Genomic DNA, 18,953 nt, shown 5'->3' with positions numbered 1-18,953 from the left:
CGCATGTGACAGCTGAGACGCAGATGTCCTGCGTGCAGGGGATCACCCGCGACGGACGTGGCTAGGCGCAGTCGGCCGGCACGCGGATGTCCACCACGCAGACGTCGTCGCGCCGGTCCTCCTCCAGCACGGCCGCGAGCAGCGGGCCGAGTGAGCCGGGCTCGTCGGTGTGGTGTGTGACGAGGGCCCGCGCCAGCCGCTCGATGCCGAGGTCGATGGCCTCCGACGTGCGCTCCACCAGACCGTCCGTGTAGAACAACAGCCGGTCGCCGGGCTCCAGTCGGGTCTCGGCCTGCTCGAAGACCGGCGTGGTGCTCGCGCCGAGCAGCATCCCGCCGGGCCGGCCGAGCCGTTGTACCTCACCGGCGCGCAAGCGCAGCGGCGGGGGATGTCCGGCCTGGGCCCATACCAGCCGGCGCTCGTCCGGGTGGTAGTGGGCCAGCACCATGGTCGCCGTGCCGTGCGGGTCGCGGGAGTGCAGCAGCAGGGTGTTGAGCCGGCTGAGGGCGCCCGTCAGGGAGGAGCCGGTGATGACCATTCCTTTTGCGGTGAACCGGAGCTGGGCCATCGTGGCGACCGCGTCCATGCCGTGACCGGCGACGTCGCCCACCACGAACAGGGCGGTGCCGTCAGGCAGTTCGATGGCGCTGTACCAGTCGCCGCCGACGTGGATGCCCGACTGAGCGGGCAGGTACGTCACCTCGACCCGCAGTCCGGCCAGTTGCAGCGGCTTGTCCGGCAGGGGCAGGAGCGCGTGCTGGAGCCGGGCGGCCAGCGCCCGTTCGGCCTGGAGCGCTCCGTGCTGGGTGAGGTTCTCCCGTTCGCTCTCCACCAGGGCCAGTTCGGCGTTGCGCCGCGCCGTGAGGTCCTGGAGGAAGCCGTGCACCTCGACGGGCGTGCCGTGCGGGTCGGCCACCGCCTCGGCGACGGTCCGCAGATGACGCACGCCACGCGCCGTCCGGATCCGGAACGGTACGTCGACCGGCCGCCCTTCGTGCACCAGTGCCCTGATGGCGCGGTTCAGGACCGGTACGTCCTCCGGCACCGCGAGGCCGGGCAGATCGGGGAGCCGCACCGGGCCGTCCGCGGGGTCGCGGTCGAGGACGGTGAAGACCTGGTCGGCCCAGGTGACGTCGCCGGTAGGCAGGTTCCAGCTGGCCCAGCCGAGGTTGCCGAGCCGCTGTACGTCCGCCAGCCGCTGCTCCTGGCGGTCCGGCGGGTCGTGCCGGACCCAGCTGACGACGAGGCCCTCGCCCAGCCGTGCCACGCGGACGGAGTAGGTGGACAGTTCGGCGCCGCCGGCCACCACGTCCTGCTGCGCGAACGGCTCGCCCTCGTACGGCTTTCCGGCGCCGAGCACGTCCTGGCACCGCTGCCACAGCGACTCGTCGGCGATCGGCGGCCAGCACTCCAGGATGCGCAGTCCGACCAGTTCACGGCCGGTGCGCCCGACGACGTCGACGGCCTCCGGGGTGACCGCGTCGATGCGGTAGTCCTCGACGTCGCCCGAGGGGGCGCGCAGCGGGGTGAGCAGCATCGCCGCGCCGGGCAGGGTGTCGAGCACCGTCTGGACGGTCTGGGCGAAGCCGTCGGCGGCGGGTTCCGGGGCTGCGTCGAACGCCCGCAGCCGGCTCGCGCACAGCCGGACGACGGCCCGCAGATGGTCGCGGGTGCGGGGTGTGAACGGGCCGGGGTGGGTGCGCAGGACGCCGATGGAGATCTCGGCGGCGTCGACGGGCAGCCAGGCACGCGACCGCCAGCGCTCGGGCGGGTTCCCGATGAGCAGGAACCGCGTCCGGTCCGCCGGGAGGTCCTCCAGCCAGCGCGCCTCGCGGTTGCGCAGCGTCTCCAGTGCGGCGACGCCGGTCAGCGGCGGCACATGGCCCCACTGTGCGGCCAGGGTGGCGTCGATGCCCGCGTGCCCGACCAGTTCGAGACCGTCGGCGGGAAGCCGGGCGAAGATCATGATCGCGTCGGCGCCGACGGTGTCGGCGAGATGCTCCAGCAGGCATCCGGCAAGCTCCTGCGGAGTACGAACCCCGGCGAGCGCCGCGCCCACCCGGCCCAGGGGCGTGGAGACGTCGTCGGCGGGGTCGCGGGCGGGGCCTGGGAGGGGGGCGTCGGGCGGGGCGGGGGTGGGGGTGGCCGATGCGTCGGGAGCGGGGATGTCTCGGCCGACAGGGACGTCAGCGACGTCGGCGTTCAGGCCGCCGGGTACAGGGGTGTCCGGCTGGTCGGGGACAAGGGTGTCCGGCTCGTCCGGGGCTGAGGTGTCCGGCTGGTCGGATCCAGGGGTGTCCGGCTGGTCCGGAACAAAGGCGTCCGGCTGCTCGGGTACGGAGGTGCCCCGCTCGTCCGGGGTTCTCGGCCTCGGCCTCGGGCCTTCCTGGGCCGGGACCGTCCGGGTGGACGAGTCGCCGCCGAGGGTGATCCGGCATTCCTCGATCAGCGTCCGGCCGCCGGCCCTCGCGCGTCCGAGGAGTTCCTCGTGTGCCGTCTCCGCCGAGCATCCGGTGAGCGCCATGACCGCGCCCTTGGCCCGCTCCAGCACGGCGGAGGTCGCCGCCAGGTCCCGCAGTCGCTCCAGCTCGGAGCGCCGTCCGGGTGCCACGCCGGCCGGTGCGATCGTGTGGGACCCGGTGCCGTTCTCCGCCGGGATCGCGGGGTCGCTCGTCACGGGTCGAGCATCGCACAGGGACCCCCCTGAGAGCGCAAGGTCGTCCGGAGGGAATCCACTCGAAAGGGCAAGCCGTGGCCATGGCCGACGGTGCCTGTCCGGGGAAAGGGAGCACATGGTGTGCTGGCGGGCGCACGCCAGGTCGGGGCGAGTTCCGGGAGCGCGCCCGAAAGCGCCTTTCAGCGGCCCGAGTTGTACTCCACCAGCGCGTCGGTGACCGCCCGTACGCTGCGCGCGATGTGCTGGAGTTGCAGCGCCTCGGCGGCGTACAGCTTGATCGTGTGCTCGATGACCGACTCCGGCATACCCAGCCGCGGCAGATCGGCGCGGGCGGTCTGCAGGGCGGTCCGGGCGACCCGGATCTCCTGCTGGACCTGGATCTGCGCGTGCCGGGCGAGCAGCACGGGGTGGCGGATCAGCGCCGGGTAGCCGGCGTACCGGGCCGGTACCAGCTCGCGCAGCCACTTGGCCGCCGAGCGCTCCCAGTCGTAGCTGCCAGGGGTCTTGACCTGGCAGGGCCAGTCCGGGCTGGTGCGCATGGACGTCAGGGGCATGATCATCGCTTCCGGTGTGCTGCGGTGCGGAGGTGGTCCGCGATGGTGGTCCGCGGTGGTGGGGCGGTCCCGGCCTAGGGGATAGCCGGGACCGCCCCTACCGAACACCCAGGGCACCGATGCGGGTAGGGGACATCGGCTTCGGGTGTTCGTGCGGGTGCCCCGGAGAGTCGGCCTGTGTACGAGCGGATGGTCGTCTCTCCTCGGGCGGGTGCGGATCCGCGAGCAGTATTTATATATGCCGTTCGCTTTGCAAGGAGTATGAAAACATTCATGCGCGCTTTGAAAGGAAAGGTCCCTTTGTAATGTCGTTCAGGTGGGCGCGGGCTCAGTACCGCAGGAAGAACTGGTGCTGGTCGGAGATCTGCTCGTACGCCTCCAGCCGCGCCTGGGTGCGCTCCGGATCGGCGTCGGTCATGGCCTGGAGCAGCGCCGCCGCCATCACACCGGGCGCGGCGTAGGAGTCGAAGACCAGCCGCGAGCCCATGCCGGTGGCGAAGGTGACGTCGGCCTCCTCGGCCAGCGGCCCGAACGCCAGGTCGTTGATCAGCGCGACGCGCAGCCCGGCGCCGCGCGCGAGGCGTACGGCGGCGAGCGTCTCCTGGGCGTGCCGGGGCAGCGAGAAGGCCAGCACCCAGGTGCCCCCTGCCTCGCGGGCCTGCAGCAGCGCGTCGTAGGCGACCGTGCCGCCCCGCGTCACCAGCCGTACGTCCGGGTGGATACGGCGGGCCGCGTACGCGAAGTACTCGGCGAGGGAGGCCGAGATGCGCAGGCCCAGCACGGTCAGCGGAGCCGACTCCGACAGCCGTCTGCCGATCTCGACGACCTGGCCGGGGTCGCCGAGGTCACGGCGGAGGTTCTCCAGGTTCTCGATCTCGGCGTCGACAGCCGCCTGGAGTTCGTTGCCGCGGTCCTCCTCGGCGGTCGCGGGGCCACCGGCCAGGGTGCCGAGGGCGATGGCCTGGAGCTTCTCGCGTAGCGCGGGGTAACCGCTGAAGCCGACGGCGGCGGCGAACCGCGTCACCGACGGCTGGCTGACCCCGACCCGGTCGGCGAGCTCGGTGATCGGCAGGAACGCGGCTTCGGTGATGTGCTCGATCAGGTACTGGGCGATGCGCCGCTGCCCCGGAGACAGCCGGGGCCGGTCGAAGAGTGCCCTGAGCTGGTAGGCCGGGGCGGCCTCCGCCTCCGGTGCGCCCTTCCCCGAGGTGATCGCGGACGCCTGTGCGCGTGCCTGTTGCGGCGATGGCACCGGTGCGCCTCCTTTGCTTCCCACGAAGCTTCAACATAGCTCACGCAACGTGTCGATCAGGGGTGCACACCGGTCACCGGGGGCACCCCCAACGGTGCGGTGCGCCGCCTCCCGCACCCGCCTCCCACCCCCGGTTCCAGGGGCCCACCGGCAGCCCGCGCGCGAAGGAAACGGGCCCGCCCGCCGTGCCGCGCCCGGCACGGCGGGCGACGGCGCCGGCATCCCCTCCCGCGTTCACCGCGGCGGCCGCGCGGAAAGGCTGACGGACGTGCACCTTCCTTACCAGCGCCGCCCGTTGCACGACCTGCCGGACACCCCCGCGGCCTACGACACCGTCCTCGCCGCCGTCGCCGAGGAGGCCCTCGCCCGCATCACGCCCGACGGCAGCCTCGAACACCCCGCCGCCGTCCTCGACGTCGGCGACACCTCCCTCGGCGTCACCTCCCTGCTGGCGCTCGCCTGGCAGCGCGGCCGGGACTCCCGCCTGCCGGAGGCGGTGCGCCGCAGCCTCGCCTTCCATCTGCGCGAGCGCGTGTTCCGGGAGGACGATCCCGGCTACCCCAACCTCGGAGTCCGTGACTGCGGACTGCCGCACGCCCGTTTCGTCCTCCGCGCGGGCGCGCACCCGCACGGCGACTGGCCGAGCACGGTCTGGGCGCTGCTCCAGAGCGTCGACGTGCTGGACGCGGCGGACGGCCTCCTGGACGACCGACTTCGCCGGGAACTCGCCACGCTGGCGCTCGGCTACTGGCGCTGGCTGACCGAGGCCACCTTCTTCAACCCGCAGCGGTCCGGCAACCAGGCGATCGGCTGTGTCGTCGGCGGCCTGATGCTGGCCCGCCACCTCCCGCCCGAAGAGGGCACGGCGGTCCGGCTGCGCGCGATGAGCCTGTACGACCACGAGATCCGCGCCCGCCGGGTCCGTGCCCGCGGTGCGCTGCTGCCGCCCGAGCACGGCGGGGCGTACGACAACAACTACGGCCCGATCTCCCTGTCCTTCCTCGCCCAGGCCCACCGGGTCAGCGGCGAGGAGGTCTTCGCCGAGGACGGCGACGCGCTCGCCCGCCATCTGGACGCCCGTCTCACGGGCGGCGGCTTCGACATCGGCGGGCCCCGCTACAGCGAACAGCACTGCGGCTTCGAGGCGGTCCTCGGCCTGCGCCACTTCGGCCGCCGCATCGGCGCGGACCTGGGCCGCTACCGGGGCGACACCCGCTGGGCCCGGCACGCGTCGCAGCCCGACGGCGGCCTCGACGGCCACTTCGCGTTCATGCTCGTCTGGCAGATCCAGGACACCCCGGGCTGGCACCGCGCGCCCTCGACGGCCCCGGCGCGCCACCAACTGCGCGCGGGCCGCGTCTCGGTGGCGTTCGACGACCGGATGACCCCGTCACTGGTCGAGGCGGCGGGCACCTACTACCTGGCCGCCGCCGTCCACCGCCAGCACGGCTTCGGGCCGGTGACGGACGGGCTGCTGCTGTGCCGCCCGTTCGGCGAGGTCCGCGTCCGCGACCTGAGCAGCGGCGCGCTGGCCGCCAAGCTGGTCACGCAGCCGGTCGTGGACCGAGAGCGCGTCCTGCGGCATGTGCGGTCCCTGTACGTCACCGACGGGACGCGTCTGTGGGTGACGGTCGCCGTGCAGCGGCTGGCCGGGACGCCGTACCTGCTGGCCGGAATGCCGTACGCGGCGGACGACGGCGACCGGGTGCGCAGGACCGCGCGGCCCGCCGGCGTGACGTCGGCGGGCGAGCTGCGGCTGACGCACCCCGCCTCGCCGGGGCCCGACCACTTCGACGCCCGGGGAGAGGTCACCCAGGAGCAGGCGGCGTTCGCGCTCTCCGCCGACCCGCGCGTCTTCGGCAACCCCGACGAGAGCTGGCGTCACCTGGTCTCCTCGACGGCGCTGGAGGCGGACCCGGCCCCAGGGGCACCGGCGGACCTGCATGTCTTCGCCGTGCGCTACGGGAGTCCGATCGGCCCGTACGCGCCTGCCTTCCAATCCGGCCCGCGCGGTCTGACGGTCCGCACCGAGGCGTTCACCGCCCTGATCGGCGACGCGGCGGGCGACGCCCACGGCACACCGGAGCTGACGCTGGAACCCTGTTAGCCCCTGGTCCCTCCTGGTCCGGGCTGGTCCGTGCTCACCACCAGATCGGCGTGGCCCCGTGTCGTCGCCACCAGTTCGGCGTTGCGCCGGTCCGTGCCCAGGACCCACGCCACCGCCTCCTCGTGGCTCTTGCCGAACTCCTCGTGCCGGGCGACGAGGCGGCGGATCCGCTCCGGCTCGGGCAGCTCGCAGAACCACACCTCGTCCAGCTCCGGCCGGACGCGCGCCCAGGCACCCGAGCCGAGCAGCAGGTAGTTGCCCTCGGTCACGACCAGGCGGGCCTCCGGCGGGACCGGGATCGCACCGGCGATCGGCTGCTCCAGGACGCGCTCGAAGCCCGGCGCGTACACCACGTCGTCCCCGTCCTCGTGCAGGCGCCGCAGCAGGGCGGCGTACCCGGCCGCGTCGAAGGTGTCGGGCGCGCCCTTGCGGTCGCGGCGGCCGAGCCGGTCGAGCTCGGCGTCGGCGAGGTGGAAACCGTCCATCGGGACGTGGGCGACCCATGGCCGGCCGGAGCCGTTCAGCTCCCGCACGAGCCGCTCGGCGAGGGTCGTCTTGCCCGCGCCGGGGCTGCCGACGATGCCGAGGACGGCCCGGCGGCGGTCCGCCGTGAGGTCACGGGCGCGGGCGAGGAGGTCGTCGAAGGTCACCGGCACACCGCAGAGTGTGTCACCCGGCCGCCACTCGTTCCCGAACAGGGGGCTCCCGTACGTCCGGTGTGGTCCGCGCCACCCACTGGACCCCGCCGCGCCGGGAAACCGTTCCTGTATGACGGAGCTCGGTCTTCCCGAAGAAATCCTGGCCTGCCTCTTCGACCTCGACGGGGTCGTCACCAAGACGGCCGTGGTTCACGCCGCCGCCTGGAAGGAGACGTTCGACGCCCTCCTGCGCGAACGCGAGGGCGGCGGCTTCCGGCCGTTCGACGCCGTCGCAGACTACGGCGAGTACGTCGACGGCCTCCCGCGCGCGGACGGCGTGCGCACCTTCCTCGCCTCGCGCGGCATCGAGCTGCCCGAAGGCACCCCCGACGACCCGCCCGACGCCCCGACCGTGCACGGCGTCGGCAACCGCAAGAACGACCTCCTGCTGGAGAAGATCCGCACCGGCGGCGTCGAGGTCTACGACAGCACCTTGCGCTACATCGAGGCGGCCCGCGCCCAGGGCCTGCGCACCGCGATCGTCTCGTCCAGCGCCAACTGCCGTGACGTGCTGCGCGCGATCGGCGCGGAGGACCTGTTCGACGTACGTGTCGACGGCGTCGTCGCGGCGGAGCGTGAACTGCCCGGGAAGCCGCACCCGGACACCTTCCTGGCCGCCGCCCGCGATCTCGGCGTCGAGGCCCGGCAGGCGGCCGTGTTCGAGGACGCGCTGGCAGGCATGGACGCGGGCCGGGCGGGCAGCTTCGGTTACGTCGTCGGACTCGACCGCGCCGGTCAGGCCGAGGCCCTGTACGCGCACGGCGCGGACCGGGTCGTACGGGATCTCGCCGAACTGGGGGGCAAGGAGTGATCACACAGGGGGCGTACACCGTCGAGCCGTGGACGGTGCGGGAGACGGACCTCAAGCTTGACGTGCTGGCACAGAGTGAGTCCGTGTTCGCGCTGTCCAACGGCCATGTCGGCTGGCGCGGCAACCTCGACGAGGGCGAGCCGCACGGTCTGCCCGGCTCCTACCTCAACGGGGTGCACGAGGTGCACCCGCTGCCGTACGCCGAGGCCGGCTACGGCTATCCGGAGTCCGGCCAGACGGTCATCAACGTCACCAACGGCAAGGTGATCCGGCTGCTCGTGGACGACGAGCCGTTCGACCTGCGCTACGGGCGGCTCGTCGCCCACGAACGCACCCTGGACCTGCGCCTGGGTGTGCTGGAGCGGGTCTGCGAGTGGACCTCGCCGGCCGGTTCGACGGTCCGGGTGCGCTCGACCCGGCTGGTGTCGCTCACCCAACGGGCGATCGCCGCCGTGGCGTACGAGGTGGAGCCCGTCGACAGTCGTACCCGGGTGGTGATCCAGTCGGAGCTCGTCGCCAACGAGAGCCTGCCCGAGCCGAACCGCGACCCGCGCGCCGCCCGGGCGCTGAAGTCGCCGCTGGAGCCGGAGGAGGACTTCGCCGACGGGTCCCGGCTGCGACTGGTGCACCGCACCCGGCGCAGCGGCCTGCGCGTCGCCGTGGCCGCCGACCACGCCGTGACCGGCCCCGAAGGCACGACCACCGGCAGTGAGAGCAACGTGGACGTGTCCCGGCTGACCGTCACCTCCGTGCTCGACCCCGGTCAGCGGCTGCGGGTGGAGAAGCTGGTCGCGCACGGCTGGTCCGGCGCCCGCTCCCGGCCCGCGATGAGCGACCAGGTGGAGGCGGCGCTGGCGGCGGCCGCGCACAGCGGCTGGCAGGGGCTGCTCGACGAACAGCAGGCGTACCTGGACGACTTCTGGGCGCGGGCCGACGTGGAGGTCGACGGCGACGAGGAGATCCAGCAGGCGGTCCGCTTCGCGCTCTTCCACGTCCTGCAGGCCGGCGCCCGCGCGGAGGGCCGGGCGATCCCGGCGAAGGGCCTGACGGGCTCCGGCTACGACGGTCACGCCTTCTGGGACACCGAGACCTTCGTCCTGCCCCTGCTGACCTACACCGAGCCCGGGGCCGTCGCCGCGGCGCTGCGCTGGCGGCAGACCACCCTGCCCGCCGCCCGCGAACGCGCCACCCAGCTCGGCCTGCGCGGCGCAGCGTTCCCCTGGCGCACGATCGAGGGCTCGGAGGGCTCGGCGTACTGGCCCGCCGGTACGGCCGCCTTCCACGTCAACGCCGACATAGCCGACGCCGTGGTCCGGTACGTGGCGGCGACCGGCGACCGCGACTTCGAGCGCGACACCGGGGTGGAGCTGCTGGTGGAGACCGCCCGGCTGTGGCGCTCGCTCGGCCACCACGACCCGCAGGGCGCCTTCCACATCGACGGGGTCACCGGCCCGGACGAGTACAGCGCGATCGCCGACGACAACACGTACAGCAACCTGATGGCCCGGGCGAACCTGCTGGCCGCCGCGGCCGCCGTGGAGCGCCACCCCGAACGGGCCGCGCGCCTGGACGTGGACGCCGAGGAGAGCGCCGCCTGGCGGGACGCGGCCCACGCCATGCACATCCCGTACAACGCCGGCCTCGGGGTGCACGAGCAGCACGCGGGCTTCACCCGCCACCAGCGCTGGGACTTCGCGGCCACCGGCTCCGGCCAGTTCCCGCTGATGCTGCACTTCCCCTACTTCGACCTGTACCGCAAGCAGGTCGTCAAGCAGGCCGACCTGGTCCTCGCGATGTACACCTGCTCCAGCCACTTCGACGACGAGCACATCGCCCGTAACTTCGCCTACTACGAGCCCCTGACGGTGCGGGACTCCTCGCTCTCCGCCTGCGTCCAGGCCGTCATCGCCGCCCAGGCGGGCCATCTCGAACTCGCCTACGACTACACCGTCGAGGCGGCGCTGATGGACCTGGCCGACCTGGAGCAGAACACCCGCGACGGACTGCACATCGCCTCACTGGCCGGTACGTGGACGGCGCTGGTCGCCGGTTTCGGCGGGATGCGCCGCGACGGCGACACGCTCCGGTTCGCGCCCCGCCTGCCCGAGCAGTTCGGCCGGCTGGCGTTCACCGTCCAGCTCCTGGACCGCCGGCTGCGCGTGGAGATCGCCCCCGACAAGGCCACGTACACCCTGCTCTCCGGGGCGTCCCTGACGATCGGTCACCACGGCGAATCCCTGAAGGTCGGCCCCGACACGCCCGCCGTCCGCACGGTCCCCCCGACGCCCACACGCCCGGCGCCGAAGCAGCCCCCGCACCGTGTTCCGAACGCCCGCTGAGCCGTCAGCGGGCGGCCTGCCCGGTCACGGCCGCGCGACCCGACGCGCGCCCGGCCGTTCCGGGCGCTGCGCGGCGCGCGTCCGTGCGTTAGTTTTTGGTTGTTTTCCCTGTTTTCCGCCCTCGTTCGCCTACCGGCGGGGGCGTCAGCAACCCGGTGAGCCGAGGGGGGAGGGGCCCGGATCATGGCCGAGAGCGCGAGCGTCCCCCGCGCCCGGGACGTCTCCCTCCCCACCGCGACGCCCGACCCGTACACCCCGGCGCCCGTTCGCCGGAGGCCCTACTGGCAGACCCTCCTGACCGTGGTGGTGCTGGTCGCCGCGGCCTGCCTGGCCGGGCGGCACTGGTCCGTGCTGGCGACCGGCGCCCATCGGCTGGCCGTCGCCGACCCGGGCTGGCTGCTCGCCGGCGCCGCCGCCGTCGCCGTGACCTGGCCGTGCTCGGCGCTCGCACAGCAGGGCGCCGTTCCCCGGATGCTGCCCAGGAGGCGGCTGGTCGCCGCGCAGTTCGCCGCCTCGGCCGCCAACCACGTGCTGCCGGCCGGACTCGGCGCGGGCCTGGTGAATCTGCGGTTCCTCATGCGCTGCGGGCTCACCGCCGCCCGCTCCGCGACAGCGCTCGCCGTCAAGGCCACGGCGGGCGGAGCCGTGCGCGGCGCGCTGACCGCCGTACTCGTCCTGGCCTGCCCCGGTGTCCTGCGGCTGCCGCACGTCCCCGCCGGCTGCCTGGCCGCCGCCCTCGGAGTGGCCGGGCTCGCCGCGCTGCTCGCCCGTCGGCTCCGGCCCCCGTGGCGGCGCACCCTGGCAACGCTCCTGGCGGACGTCCGGGCGATCCACGCCCGACCAATCCGGGCGGCCGCGCTGTGGGGCGGCTCGCTCGCGTTCGCCGTGCTGCACGCCGGGGTGCTGATCGCCGTCACCCAGGCCGTCGGCCTCACCCTGCCCCCGGCCGGCGTGGCCCTCGTCTACCTGGCCGCGAGCGGCGCCGCCGCCCTGCTGCCCACCCCGGGCGGCATCGGCTCCCTCGACGCGGCCCTCGCCTTCGGCCTCACGGCCGCCGGAGCGCCGGGCGCGGCGGCGGCCTCCGCGGTGCTGGGCTACCGGCTGCTGACGGTGTGGCTGCCGCTGGTCCCGGGCCTGCTGGTGCTGGTGGTGCTGATCCGGCGCAAGGCCCTGTGAGCGGGCCGGGGCGTCTCCTTCGCGACGGGGACAGGCAGCGGCCGGGCGTGGCCGAGTATCCAGTCGTCCAGCAGCCCGTCCTCGTCGGTGGAGAAGCCCCCGCCGAGCAGGGCCAGACGACGTGGGCGCGCGTCGGTCACGGGCATGCCTCCTGGGCGTGGTACGGAACGCGCCCAGTGTGCCAGTGCTCAGGGGCGCAGCCGGCCCCGCCACTTGGAGATCTCCTTCACCGGATCTCCGGTGTGCGACCAGGGAGTTCGCGTGAAGCGGCGGCCGAGCAGGCGCAGCAGTTCGGTGGCGACGTCCGTGGCGCCGGCGTGACAGGCGGCGTGCGCCAGGTAGTTGAGGTCGCGCAGCTCGACCGGGCCGACCGGGACGTCCGGGCGTTCCCGGATCCAGCGCTGCCAGGTGCGGCGTACGTCGCTGACGGCACCGTCGTGGTCCCAGTGCTGCCCGAGACCGACCGAGGAGTGCCGGCCCCGGGCGGCGTCCAGGGCGTAGCGGAACTCCTCGACGCGGGCGTACTGCACCAGCACCGGCAGCGCGCAGCCCGGCGGGGCCACTCCGGCGGCGTCGCGGGCGAAGTCGTACATCAGGCCGTGGGTGCCGTGCCAGCGCGAGGAGTAGTAGTGCAGGACCTGGAGGTGGCCCTCGATGCTGTACGGATCGCGCCGGTGCAACTCGTCCCACCAGCGGGCCAGCTCGCCTCGGCGCACCCCCTGCGGGTAGAGGCGGGCGACGGAGATCAGCGAGACCCACGGCGTCGGGTCCGCCGGGCCGGCCTCCGCGGCGCGCAGGCACGCCAGTACCGTGCCGTCGACGCGCTCCCGCTCGATCGGCACGCCCCGGCCCGCCGCGATGGCCACGTTGAACGCCCGGGCCGTCTCGGTCGCGGCCCGCAGCACCAGCGCGTCCGCGCTGTGGGGTTCGGCGGCCAGCCAGGACTCCACCGCCGAACTGTCCGCACAGGCCTGGGCGAGCAGCCGTACCCGGTGCCCCCGCAGGGGCCAGTCGGAGCCGGTGGACCGCAGCAGTTCGCGCAGGCCCTGCCAGCGGCCGATGACGATGTCGTGGCGGGCCGCGGTGAGGTCCGCGTCCCCGCAGTCGGGGTCGAACTCGGAGGCGAAGCGGTCGCGCGCCATCGGGGTCTCTTTCAGAAGTCGGTGGAGAGACCCTCGTGGCTGCGGGCGTCCGCGGTGGTCCGGCCGCCGGGCGGGTAGTCCGGCGCGATGGCGCGGGTCGCGTCCAGCCGGTCCGGGCGGTAGTAGTCGCTGCCCCGGTGCCAGTACCACAGCATCGGGACCAGCCCCACGGCGAGCCCGCCGACGCCGATCGCGATCGCCGCCGCGCTCAACTCGCCCAGGGACTCGACGAAGATCCAGAACATGAAGAGCGAGCCGAGCAACGGCCACACCCCGCCGAGCACGAAGTGCGCCGGCGAGCGCAGCAGCATCCCGCGGTAGGCGACGACCGCGGCCAAGCCGGCCAGGCCGTAGTAGACGGCGATCTGAAGTCCGATCGCGGAGATGGCCTGGGACAGGATGTCGCCCACCGAGCCCAGCGCGTTCGCGGCGGCGAACATCGCCAGCGCCACCGCGCCGACCACGGCGATCGCCACCCACGGCGTGTTCCACCGGCGGTGCACCCGGCCCAGCGCGGACGGCATCGTACGGTCCCGGCCCATCGCGAACAGTGACCGCGTCACCTGGATCAGCGTCGTCTCCAGAGTGGCGATGGTGGACAGCATCACCGCCGCGACGAGCAGCTTGCCGCCCCACCCGGGCCAGATCTCGTCGCCGAGCACCGTCAGCACGTCGGCGCCGTTCTCCTCGATCTGCCGGGTGGAGAGCACGATGTTGACCGCGATGGTGAACACCATGAACAGCAGGAAAACGATCCCGATACCGATCAGGCCCGCCAGGCCCGTGGTACGGCGGCTGTCACGGGTCTCCTCGCTGAGGTTGCAGGCGACGTCCCAGCCCCAGTAGTAGAACGCGGCGACCAGCGCGCCCGACGCGAAGCCCGACAGGCCGTCGAAGTGGCTGAAACCGAGCCAGGACCATTCGAAGGCGCGGGCGTTGTCCGAGTGCAGCAGTGCCAGCACCGCGAACACGGCCAGGATGAACAGCTCCCCACCCGACATCAGCAGCTGCGCGCGCACCGTGAGCCGGGCGCCGCCCAGCACCACCAGCAGCATCCCCAGGAACCAGCCCGCGCCGACCACCGAGGCGAGCGCCGTGTCGTCCGCCAGGTCCTCGTCGAAGAGGGCCAGGGTCATCGCCCCGGCGGGCAGCGATCCGGCCACCATGAAGATGGTCGCCGACACCACCAGCGCCCAGCCGCTGATGAACCCCAGGAACGGGTGGAGCGTACGGCCCACCCATGAGTAACTGGCGCCCGCGTTCACGTCGATACGGCTGAGATAGCTGAACGCCAGTGCGATGCCGAGCATGGGGATCGCGCAGTACAGCAGAGCCGCCGGGCCCGCCAGCCCCACCGCACCGAACAGAACGGCAGTGGTCGCGGCCAGCGAGTACGCCGGCGCGCTGCCCGCGACCGCCATCACCACGGTGTCGAACGTACCGAGGGCGCCTGCCTGAAGCCCTCTGCCCGTGCTCTTGCTCATGCCTGCGCTGCTTTCGCCTTGCACGCCACCAGGACGGAACGCCCCGGCGGAGTATGTGGTGTGGGGGGTGAACCCGCCTTCGGCCGAAGAGGGATGACCTCGGGTCGGGGCGGCGAGGAACGAGAGGGTGGGCGGTGTCGGCCGCCCGTTGTCAGACGGTCACACCGTGTGTGCGAGAGATGATAGCCCCGCGCGTCGGCCTTGCGAGATTGGCCTCTGCGGAAATCCCGCGGACTGCCGTTACGCCAACTCCTGCGCCGGTCAGGGGGCTTGTCGCCCACGAAGCGGAACCGGTGTGTCGCCGTGCGGTCCGCCCCCGGAAGCGTGATTGGAGCGCGCCCTGCGGGAAACGCGGACAGGGACCGACGCCGAGATCGACGAGTCGGCGCAGCGCGACAGGGAGGCAGCCATGGGCAGTGCGGAAAAGGGCCCCGAGCCGGAGACGGGCGACGCGATGGCCGACGACGTCTACCAGCCCACCGGGAACAACGAGGAGCAGGAGGACGCCGCGCCCCTCGACCTCCAGGACGCGGTCGACGAGCGCACGTACGACGACACCCTGGACGAGGGCTACTCGCCGCCCGAGAAGCCCCTGGGCGTGACCAAGTACGGCACCACGGCAGCCGAACAGCACACCGGCGAGACCCTCGACCAGCGCCTCGCCCAGGAACGGCCCGACGTGGACGAGCCCGCCGGGGACGGCATCGGCGACCTGGCCGACGGCGCGGGCGAGCCCGTCGACCCCGAGGCGGGCAGCGAGCGCGCCGGGCGTCTGACGGCCCCCGACGAGGGGGCGCATCCGGACACGACGAAGGAGGCCGTGGCCGAGGACATGGGCGTCGACGCCGGTGCGGCGGGCGCCGAGGAGGCCGCCGTGCACGTGGTGGACGAGGACCGCATGTGACCGCCCGGGCAGCCGTGCCGGATCAGTCGGCTATCCGGTCGATCTGGCGGAGCTTGTTCGTGGCGTCCAGGGCGGCCACCTTGTAGGACTCCGCCAGCGTCGGATAGTTGAATACTGCATCGACCAGGTAGTCGACGGTGCCGCCGCACCCCATCACGGACTGCCCGATGTGGATCAGCTCGGTCGCGCCCGTGCCGAAGCAGTGCACGCCGAGCAGTCTGCGGTCCTCGGGCGAGACCAGCAGCTTCAGCACGCCGTGCGAGTCGCCGATGATCTGGCCCCGGGCCAGCTCCCGGTAGCGGGAGACGCCGACCTCGAACGGCACCCGGTCCTCCGTGAGCTGGTCCTCGGTCCGCCCCACGAAGCTGATCTCCGGAATGGTGTAGATGCCGATCGGCTGGAGGTTGTGCATCTGCCCCACCGGCTCCCCGAAGGCGTGGTAGGCCGCAGCCCGGCCCTGCTCCATCGAGGTCGCCGCCAGCGCCGGGTAGCCGATGACGTCCCCGACGGCGTAGATGTGCGGCACCTGCGTGCGGTAGTGCTCGTCGACGGTGATCCGGCCGCGCGCGTCGGCGCTCAGGCCGGCCTTGTCCAGGTCGAGGCCGTCCGTGAGACCCTGCCGGCCCGCCGAGTACATCACCGCGTCCGCTGGGATCTTCTTGCCGCTCTCCAGCACCGTGAGGGCGCCCCGGGGATGCCGCTCGACCGCGGCGACCGTCTCGCCGAACCGGAACGTCACGGCCAGATCCCGCAGGTGGTACTTGAGCGACTCGACGACCTCGACGTCGCACATGTCGAGCATCGCGGCCCGCTTCTCGACCACGGTCACCTTGCTGCCGAGGGCGGCGAACATGCTCGCGTACTCCATGCCGATCACCCCCGCGCCCACGATGACCATGGACCGCGGGACGCGTTCGAGCGCGAGGACGTTGTCCGAGTCCATGATCGTGCGGCCGTCGAACTCCACGCTGTCCGGCCGGGCGGGCCGGGTGCCGGTGGCGATCACGATGTGCTCGGCGCTGATCTGCCGCTCCTGACCGGTGACCTCCTGCAGGGCCACGGTGTGCGGGTCGGTGAAACGGCCGGTGCCGGCGAACAGGGCGACGTGGTTGCGGGAGAGCTGGTTGCGGATGACGTCGACCTCGCGGCCGACCACGTGCTGGGTGCGCGCGATCAGGTCGGCGACGGTGATGTCCTCCTTCAGGCGGTAGCTCTGCCCGTACAGGTCGCGCTGGGTGAGACCGGTGAGGTACAGCACCGCCTCGCGCAACGTCTTGGAGGGAATGGTGCCGGTGTGGATGGAGACCCCGCCGACCATGTCGGGGCGGTCGACGACGGCGACCCGGCGGCCCAGCTTGGCCGCGGCGATGGCGGCCTTCTGGCCACCGGGACCGGATCCGAGGACGAGCATGTCGAAGTCGGGCACCCTCGGAAGTGTGACAGCCCACAGGGCGTCTCCGTAAGGGCGGGGCCGCGGTGAAAGGCCCCGCACGGCATCCTCCGAGGCGCAGGAACAGGACACCGCGAAAGCCCCCGCGGGGCGTACGTCAACTTCCGCGGGCCGTGAGGGAGTCGGGCCCGCGGACCCTCACGGTGCGCGGCCGGGCCGGTCGAACTCCCGTCGTCCGCGCGCAGGGCCTAGGGCAGCAGCTTGTCGAGCGCCGCGTCGCCCTCCTGGGCCAGCTTGCGCCGTGCCCACTCCAGGTTCTTCGGTGTGAGGTCCTTGCCCGAGGCAAGCACCACGTCCTCCGGCGACACGTCCGTGCCGGTACGGGGGTGGAGGAGGGCGTCCGGGGTGACGCTGTCCGCGGACGTCCGGGACGCGTCGGGCTGTGGCGTCGACATGATCTCTGCTCCTCCGGTCCGGGGCTCTGCAGCGGACCCGGTGGGGTCATCGGGTCCACTTACACCATTCATCGCCGGAGCACTCCCTGCATCCGGAAGCGGGATCACCGGGCCCCGGCTCGTGAGCGCGTGCGCACGCCGCCCGGCCGGGCATGTCGACAGCGGTGGAGTCGCGCGGCTGCGCCGCCCGGGGAGCGAGGACGAGGATCGTGACGTCGTCGTGGATGCTCCGGGTGTGCCGGAGCAGGTCCTCCCACACGCGGTCGGGCAGGCCCGGGCGGCCGTCGCCGTAGAGCACTGCCAGCCGCTCGGTCAGCGGGTAGAACACGCCGGCCGGGTCACGGGCCTCGAAGAGCCCGTCCGAGGCCAGGACCAGGCGGTCGCCGGGCTCCAGCGGGACGGTCCCCCCGCGCTGCGCGAGGGTGCCGCCGAGACCCAGCCCCAGCGGCGTGCACGCCTCGACCGCGACGTCCGTGGCCGTGCCCGCGCGCAGCAGCACCGGTGGCGGATGCCCACAGGCCACCACGCGGACGGAACGCGCGTCGCGGGCGAACTCCAGCAGCACGGCGGTCGCGAAGAGATCGGCGTGCCGCTTCTCCGCCACGTCCAGCGTCAGCCGGCGGTCCAGCCGGCCGGCGACCGACTCCAGGTCGGGCTGGTCGAGCGCGGCCTCCCGGAAGGCACCGAGCAGCGAGGCCACCGTGCCGATCGCCGCCAGACCGTGCCCCTGGACGTCGCCCAGCACTGCACGCACCCCGTAAGGCCCGTCCCGCACGTCGTAGAAGTCCCCGCCGACCAGCGTCCCGCGTTGCGCCGCCCGGTACAGGCCCGCGCAGCGCACCGGGCCGACCGCCTCGGGCAGCGGCGGCAGCAGCGCGTGCTGCGCGGCCTCGGCGATGGTGTTCTCCAGGTCGAGCTGGGCGTCACGATGGCTGCGCACGAAGGAGACGAACACGCTCAGCAAGGCGACGAAACCGATCGTCCACAGGTCGGTGTCGCCGGGCCGGTCCAGTTGGAGCGCCGGGATGTTCAGCAGCACGATCGCGCTCCCGCCGAGCAGCGCCGTCCCGAGCGGCCCGTACGACAGGACGGCCAGCGGAGGGATGGCGCCGAGCAGGAAACCGATGTCCAGCGGATCGTGGCTGAGGGCCGTCGCCGTGGTCACGCCGGCGATCAGCACGATCGGCAGCACCCGCACCCAGCGGGGCGGCGGCGCGCCCCGTAGCCACCCCCGCCGGTCCGGGCGCCGGAGCGGTGACATCACGTGCGCCGTATCCACACCACCACGCTGCTACGCCGGGTCTGGCGCCGCACGTCGGGCCGAGGTGCGGGTGCCGGGTGCCGTGCCGGCGGCGCGAGAAGGTTTCGCTGTCCTCGCCCAAGGGGCCGGTGGCCGACTTCCCGCTGCACATCGAGGGTGACGAAGCCTGGTTCCGCTCGATCGACGGCTGAAACCCGTGGGGGAGTCGTCCTGTTTCTGGTTTGACAACGGCTTCTCCGCGCATTCGGAAGGGGTACACAATTCCGACGGATGGGTGGAGGAGACGTGGGCATCATCGCCTGGATCCTGATCGGGCTTCTGGCCGGTGCGATCGCCAAGCTGCTGCTGCCGGGCAAGGACCCGGGCGGGATCATCATCACGATGCTGATCGGTGTCGCCGGTGGTCTGCTCGGCGGCTGGCTGGGGAAGGTCATCTTTGGCGTCGACTCGATCGACGGGTTCTTCGACCTGTCGACCTGGATCGCCGCGATCGTCGGCTCGCTCATCCTGCTCGTGCTCTACCGGGCCGTCACCGGCGGGCGGCGTTCGCACGCGTAGGGCTTGACCGCGACAGGAGCGGGCCGCGGCCCGGGAGCCCCACAGGCGGGGGGGGCGGGGAGGGCGGGCCGTGCCGGGCCCCCCCCCACGGGGGGGGGCGGGGAATATAAAAAAAAAAAAAAAGCGCCCCAAAAAAGAGTGTTTA

General features: G+C 73.0%; 15 protein-coding genes. 6 read left to right on the top strand and 9 right to left on the bottom strand.

The genetic code is table 11. The features are described 5' to 3' along the window. Window positions 1-61: 61 nt before the first annotated feature. From ACFV6X_RS17545 to ACFV6X_RS17535, 3 genes are all read right to left on the bottom strand, one after another. On the bottom strand, window positions 62-2,677 hold the full coding sequence (locus ACFV6X_RS17545; protein WP_385384097.1) for a SpoIIE family protein phosphatase: 2,616 nt from the start codon (window positions 2,675-2,677) through the stop codon (window positions 62-64). 179 nt (window positions 2,678-2,856) lie between these two features. Further along, window positions 2,857-3,237 (bottom strand): hypothetical protein, encoded by a 381-nt coding sequence (locus ACFV6X_RS17540; protein WP_385384094.1) that lies wholly within the window; start codon window positions 3,235-3,237, stop codon window positions 2,857-2,859. Between the two features lie 322 nt (window positions 3,238-3,559). Further along, window positions 3,560-4,483 (bottom strand): MurR/RpiR family transcriptional regulator, encoded by a 924-nt coding sequence (locus ACFV6X_RS17535; RefSeq protein ID WP_385384091.1) that lies wholly within the window; start codon window positions 4,481-4,483, stop codon window positions 3,560-3,562. A 268-nt stretch (window positions 4,484-4,751) separates the two neighbouring features. Here ACFV6X_RS17535 and ACFV6X_RS17530 point away from each other — a divergent pair, with 268 nt between their 5' ends. After that, window positions 4,752-6,590 (top strand): hypothetical protein, encoded by a 1,839-nt coding sequence (locus tag ACFV6X_RS17530; protein ID WP_385384088.1) that lies wholly within the window; start codon window positions 4,752-4,754, stop codon window positions 6,588-6,590. On the opposite strand, the gene ACFV6X_RS17525 is transcribed toward ACFV6X_RS17530, so the two are convergent. Beyond that, window positions 6,587-7,246 (bottom strand): nucleoside/nucleotide kinase family protein, encoded by a 660-nt coding sequence (locus tag ACFV6X_RS17525; RefSeq protein ID WP_385384086.1) that lies wholly within the window; start codon window positions 7,244-7,246, stop codon window positions 6,587-6,589. The two genes, ACFV6X_RS17530 and ACFV6X_RS17525, sit on opposite strands and share 4 nt — an antisense overlap. 112 nt (window positions 7,247-7,358) lie before the next feature. Between ACFV6X_RS17525 and ACFV6X_RS17520 the strand changes: the two genes are divergently transcribed. From ACFV6X_RS17520 to ACFV6X_RS17510, 3 genes are all read left to right on the top strand, one after another. Beyond that, on the top strand, window positions 7,359-8,099 hold the full coding sequence (locus tag ACFV6X_RS17520; protein ID WP_385384083.1) for a beta-phosphoglucomutase family hydrolase: 741 nt from the start codon (window positions 7,359-7,361) through the stop codon (window positions 8,097-8,099). Continuing rightward, on the top strand, window positions 8,096-10,438 hold the full coding sequence (locus tag ACFV6X_RS17515) for a glycoside hydrolase family 65 protein (RefSeq protein ID WP_385384081.1): 2,343 nt from the start codon (window positions 8,096-8,098) through the stop codon (window positions 10,436-10,438). Before ACFV6X_RS17520 ends, ACFV6X_RS17515 begins: the two co-directional genes overlap by 4 nt. 183 nt (window positions 10,439-10,621) lie before the next feature. Next, on the top strand, window positions 10,622-11,614 hold the full coding sequence (locus tag ACFV6X_RS17510; RefSeq protein WP_385384079.1) for a YbhN family protein: 993 nt from the start codon (window positions 10,622-10,624) through the stop codon (window positions 11,612-11,614). Window positions 11,615-11,802: 188 nt separating this feature from the next. Here the strand turns inward: ACFV6X_RS17510 and ACFV6X_RS17505 are convergent, their stop codons facing one another. Both ACFV6X_RS17505 and ACFV6X_RS17500 read right to left on the bottom strand, forming a co-directional pair. Continuing rightward, window positions 11,803-12,756, bottom strand: coding sequence for a hypothetical protein (locus ACFV6X_RS17505; protein ID WP_385384076.1), 954 nt, complete (start codon window positions 12,754-12,756; stop codon window positions 11,803-11,805). Between the two features lie 11 nt (window positions 12,757-12,767). Beyond that, window positions 12,768-14,240, bottom strand: coding sequence for an APC family permease (locus ACFV6X_RS17500; RefSeq protein WP_385384073.1), 1,473 nt, complete (start codon window positions 14,238-14,240; stop codon window positions 12,768-12,770). Window positions 14,241-14,649: 409 nt separating this feature from the next. On the opposite strand from ACFV6X_RS17500, the gene ACFV6X_RS17495 reads away from it, so the two are divergent. Further along, complete coding sequence (locus ACFV6X_RS17495) at window positions 14,650-15,144, top strand: DUF5709 domain-containing protein (RefSeq protein ID WP_385384070.1); 495 nt, start codon at window positions 14,650-14,652, stop codon at window positions 15,142-15,144. Window positions 15,145-15,166: 22 nt separating this feature from the next. On the opposite strand, the gene sthA is transcribed toward ACFV6X_RS17495, so the two are convergent. From sthA to ACFV6X_RS17480, 3 genes are all read right to left on the bottom strand, one after another. Next, entirely contained in the window at window positions 15,167-16,570 is a 1,404-nt protein-coding gene (gene sthA / locus ACFV6X_RS17490; RefSeq protein WP_385384067.1) for a Si-specific NAD(P)(+) transhydrogenase, read from the bottom strand. Window positions 16,571-16,782: 212 nt separating this feature from the next. After that, window positions 16,783-16,989: a hypothetical protein gene (locus ACFV6X_RS17485; protein ID WP_365447749.1), complete on the bottom strand. Its 207-nt coding sequence runs from the start codon at window positions 16,987-16,989 to the stop codon at window positions 16,783-16,785. Between the two features lie 46 nt (window positions 16,990-17,035). Next, window positions 17,036-18,250, bottom strand: coding sequence for a PP2C family protein-serine/threonine phosphatase (locus tag ACFV6X_RS17480; protein WP_385384064.1), 1,215 nt, complete (start codon window positions 18,248-18,250; stop codon window positions 17,036-17,038). Between the two features lie 285 nt (window positions 18,251-18,535). Between ACFV6X_RS17480 and ACFV6X_RS17475 the strand changes: the two genes are divergently transcribed. After that, window positions 18,536-18,808, top strand: a complete 273-nt coding sequence (locus ACFV6X_RS17475; protein ID WP_365447759.1) for a GlsB/YeaQ/YmgE family stress response membrane protein — start codon at window positions 18,536-18,538, stop codon at window positions 18,806-18,808. The last annotated feature ends 145 nt before the right edge of the window (window positions 18,809-18,953 follow it).

The sequence above is a fragment of the Streptomyces sp. NPDC059861 genome (genome assembly GCF_042731435.1).
In the GTDB taxonomy this organism is placed as follows: Bacteria; Actinomycetota; Actinomycetes; order Streptomycetales; family Streptomycetaceae; genus Streptomyces.
Note: the sequence above shows the minus strand (reverse complement) of the source record. Positions and strands in the feature narration are given on the sequence as shown.

Excerpts from the sequence above, each read along its gene's own strand:
- ACFV6X_RS17540 (WP_385384094.1), bottom strand. The coding sequence starts at position 3,237 with ATGATCATGCCCCTGACGTCCATGCGCACCAGCCCGGACTGGCCCTGC.
- ACFV6X_RS17520 (WP_385384083.1), top strand. The coding sequence starts at position 7,359 with ATGACGGAGCTCGGTCTTCCCGAAGAAATCCTGGCCTGCCTCTTCGAC.
- ACFV6X_RS17510 (WP_385384079.1), top strand. The coding sequence starts at position 10,622 with ATGGCCGAGAGCGCGAGCGTCCCCCGCGCCCGGGACGTCTCCCTCCCC.
- ACFV6X_RS17505 (WP_385384076.1), bottom strand. The coding sequence starts at position 12,756 with ATGGCGCGCGACCGCTTCGCCTCCGAGTTCGACCCCGACTGCGGGGAC.
- ACFV6X_RS17500 (WP_385384073.1), bottom strand. The coding sequence starts at position 14,240 with ATGAGCAAGAGCACGGGCAGAGGGCTTCAGGCAGGCGCCCTCGGTACG.
- ACFV6X_RS17495 (WP_385384070.1), top strand. The coding sequence starts at position 14,650 with ATGGGCAGTGCGGAAAAGGGCCCCGAGCCGGAGACGGGCGACGCGATG.
- ACFV6X_RS17485 (WP_365447749.1), bottom strand. The coding sequence starts at position 16,989 with ATGTCGACGCCACAGCCCGACGCGTCCCGGACGTCCGCGGACAGCGTC.
- ACFV6X_RS17480 (WP_385384064.1), bottom strand. The coding sequence starts at position 18,250 with ATGTCACCGCTCCGGCGCCCGGACCGGCGGGGGTGGCTACGGGGCGCG.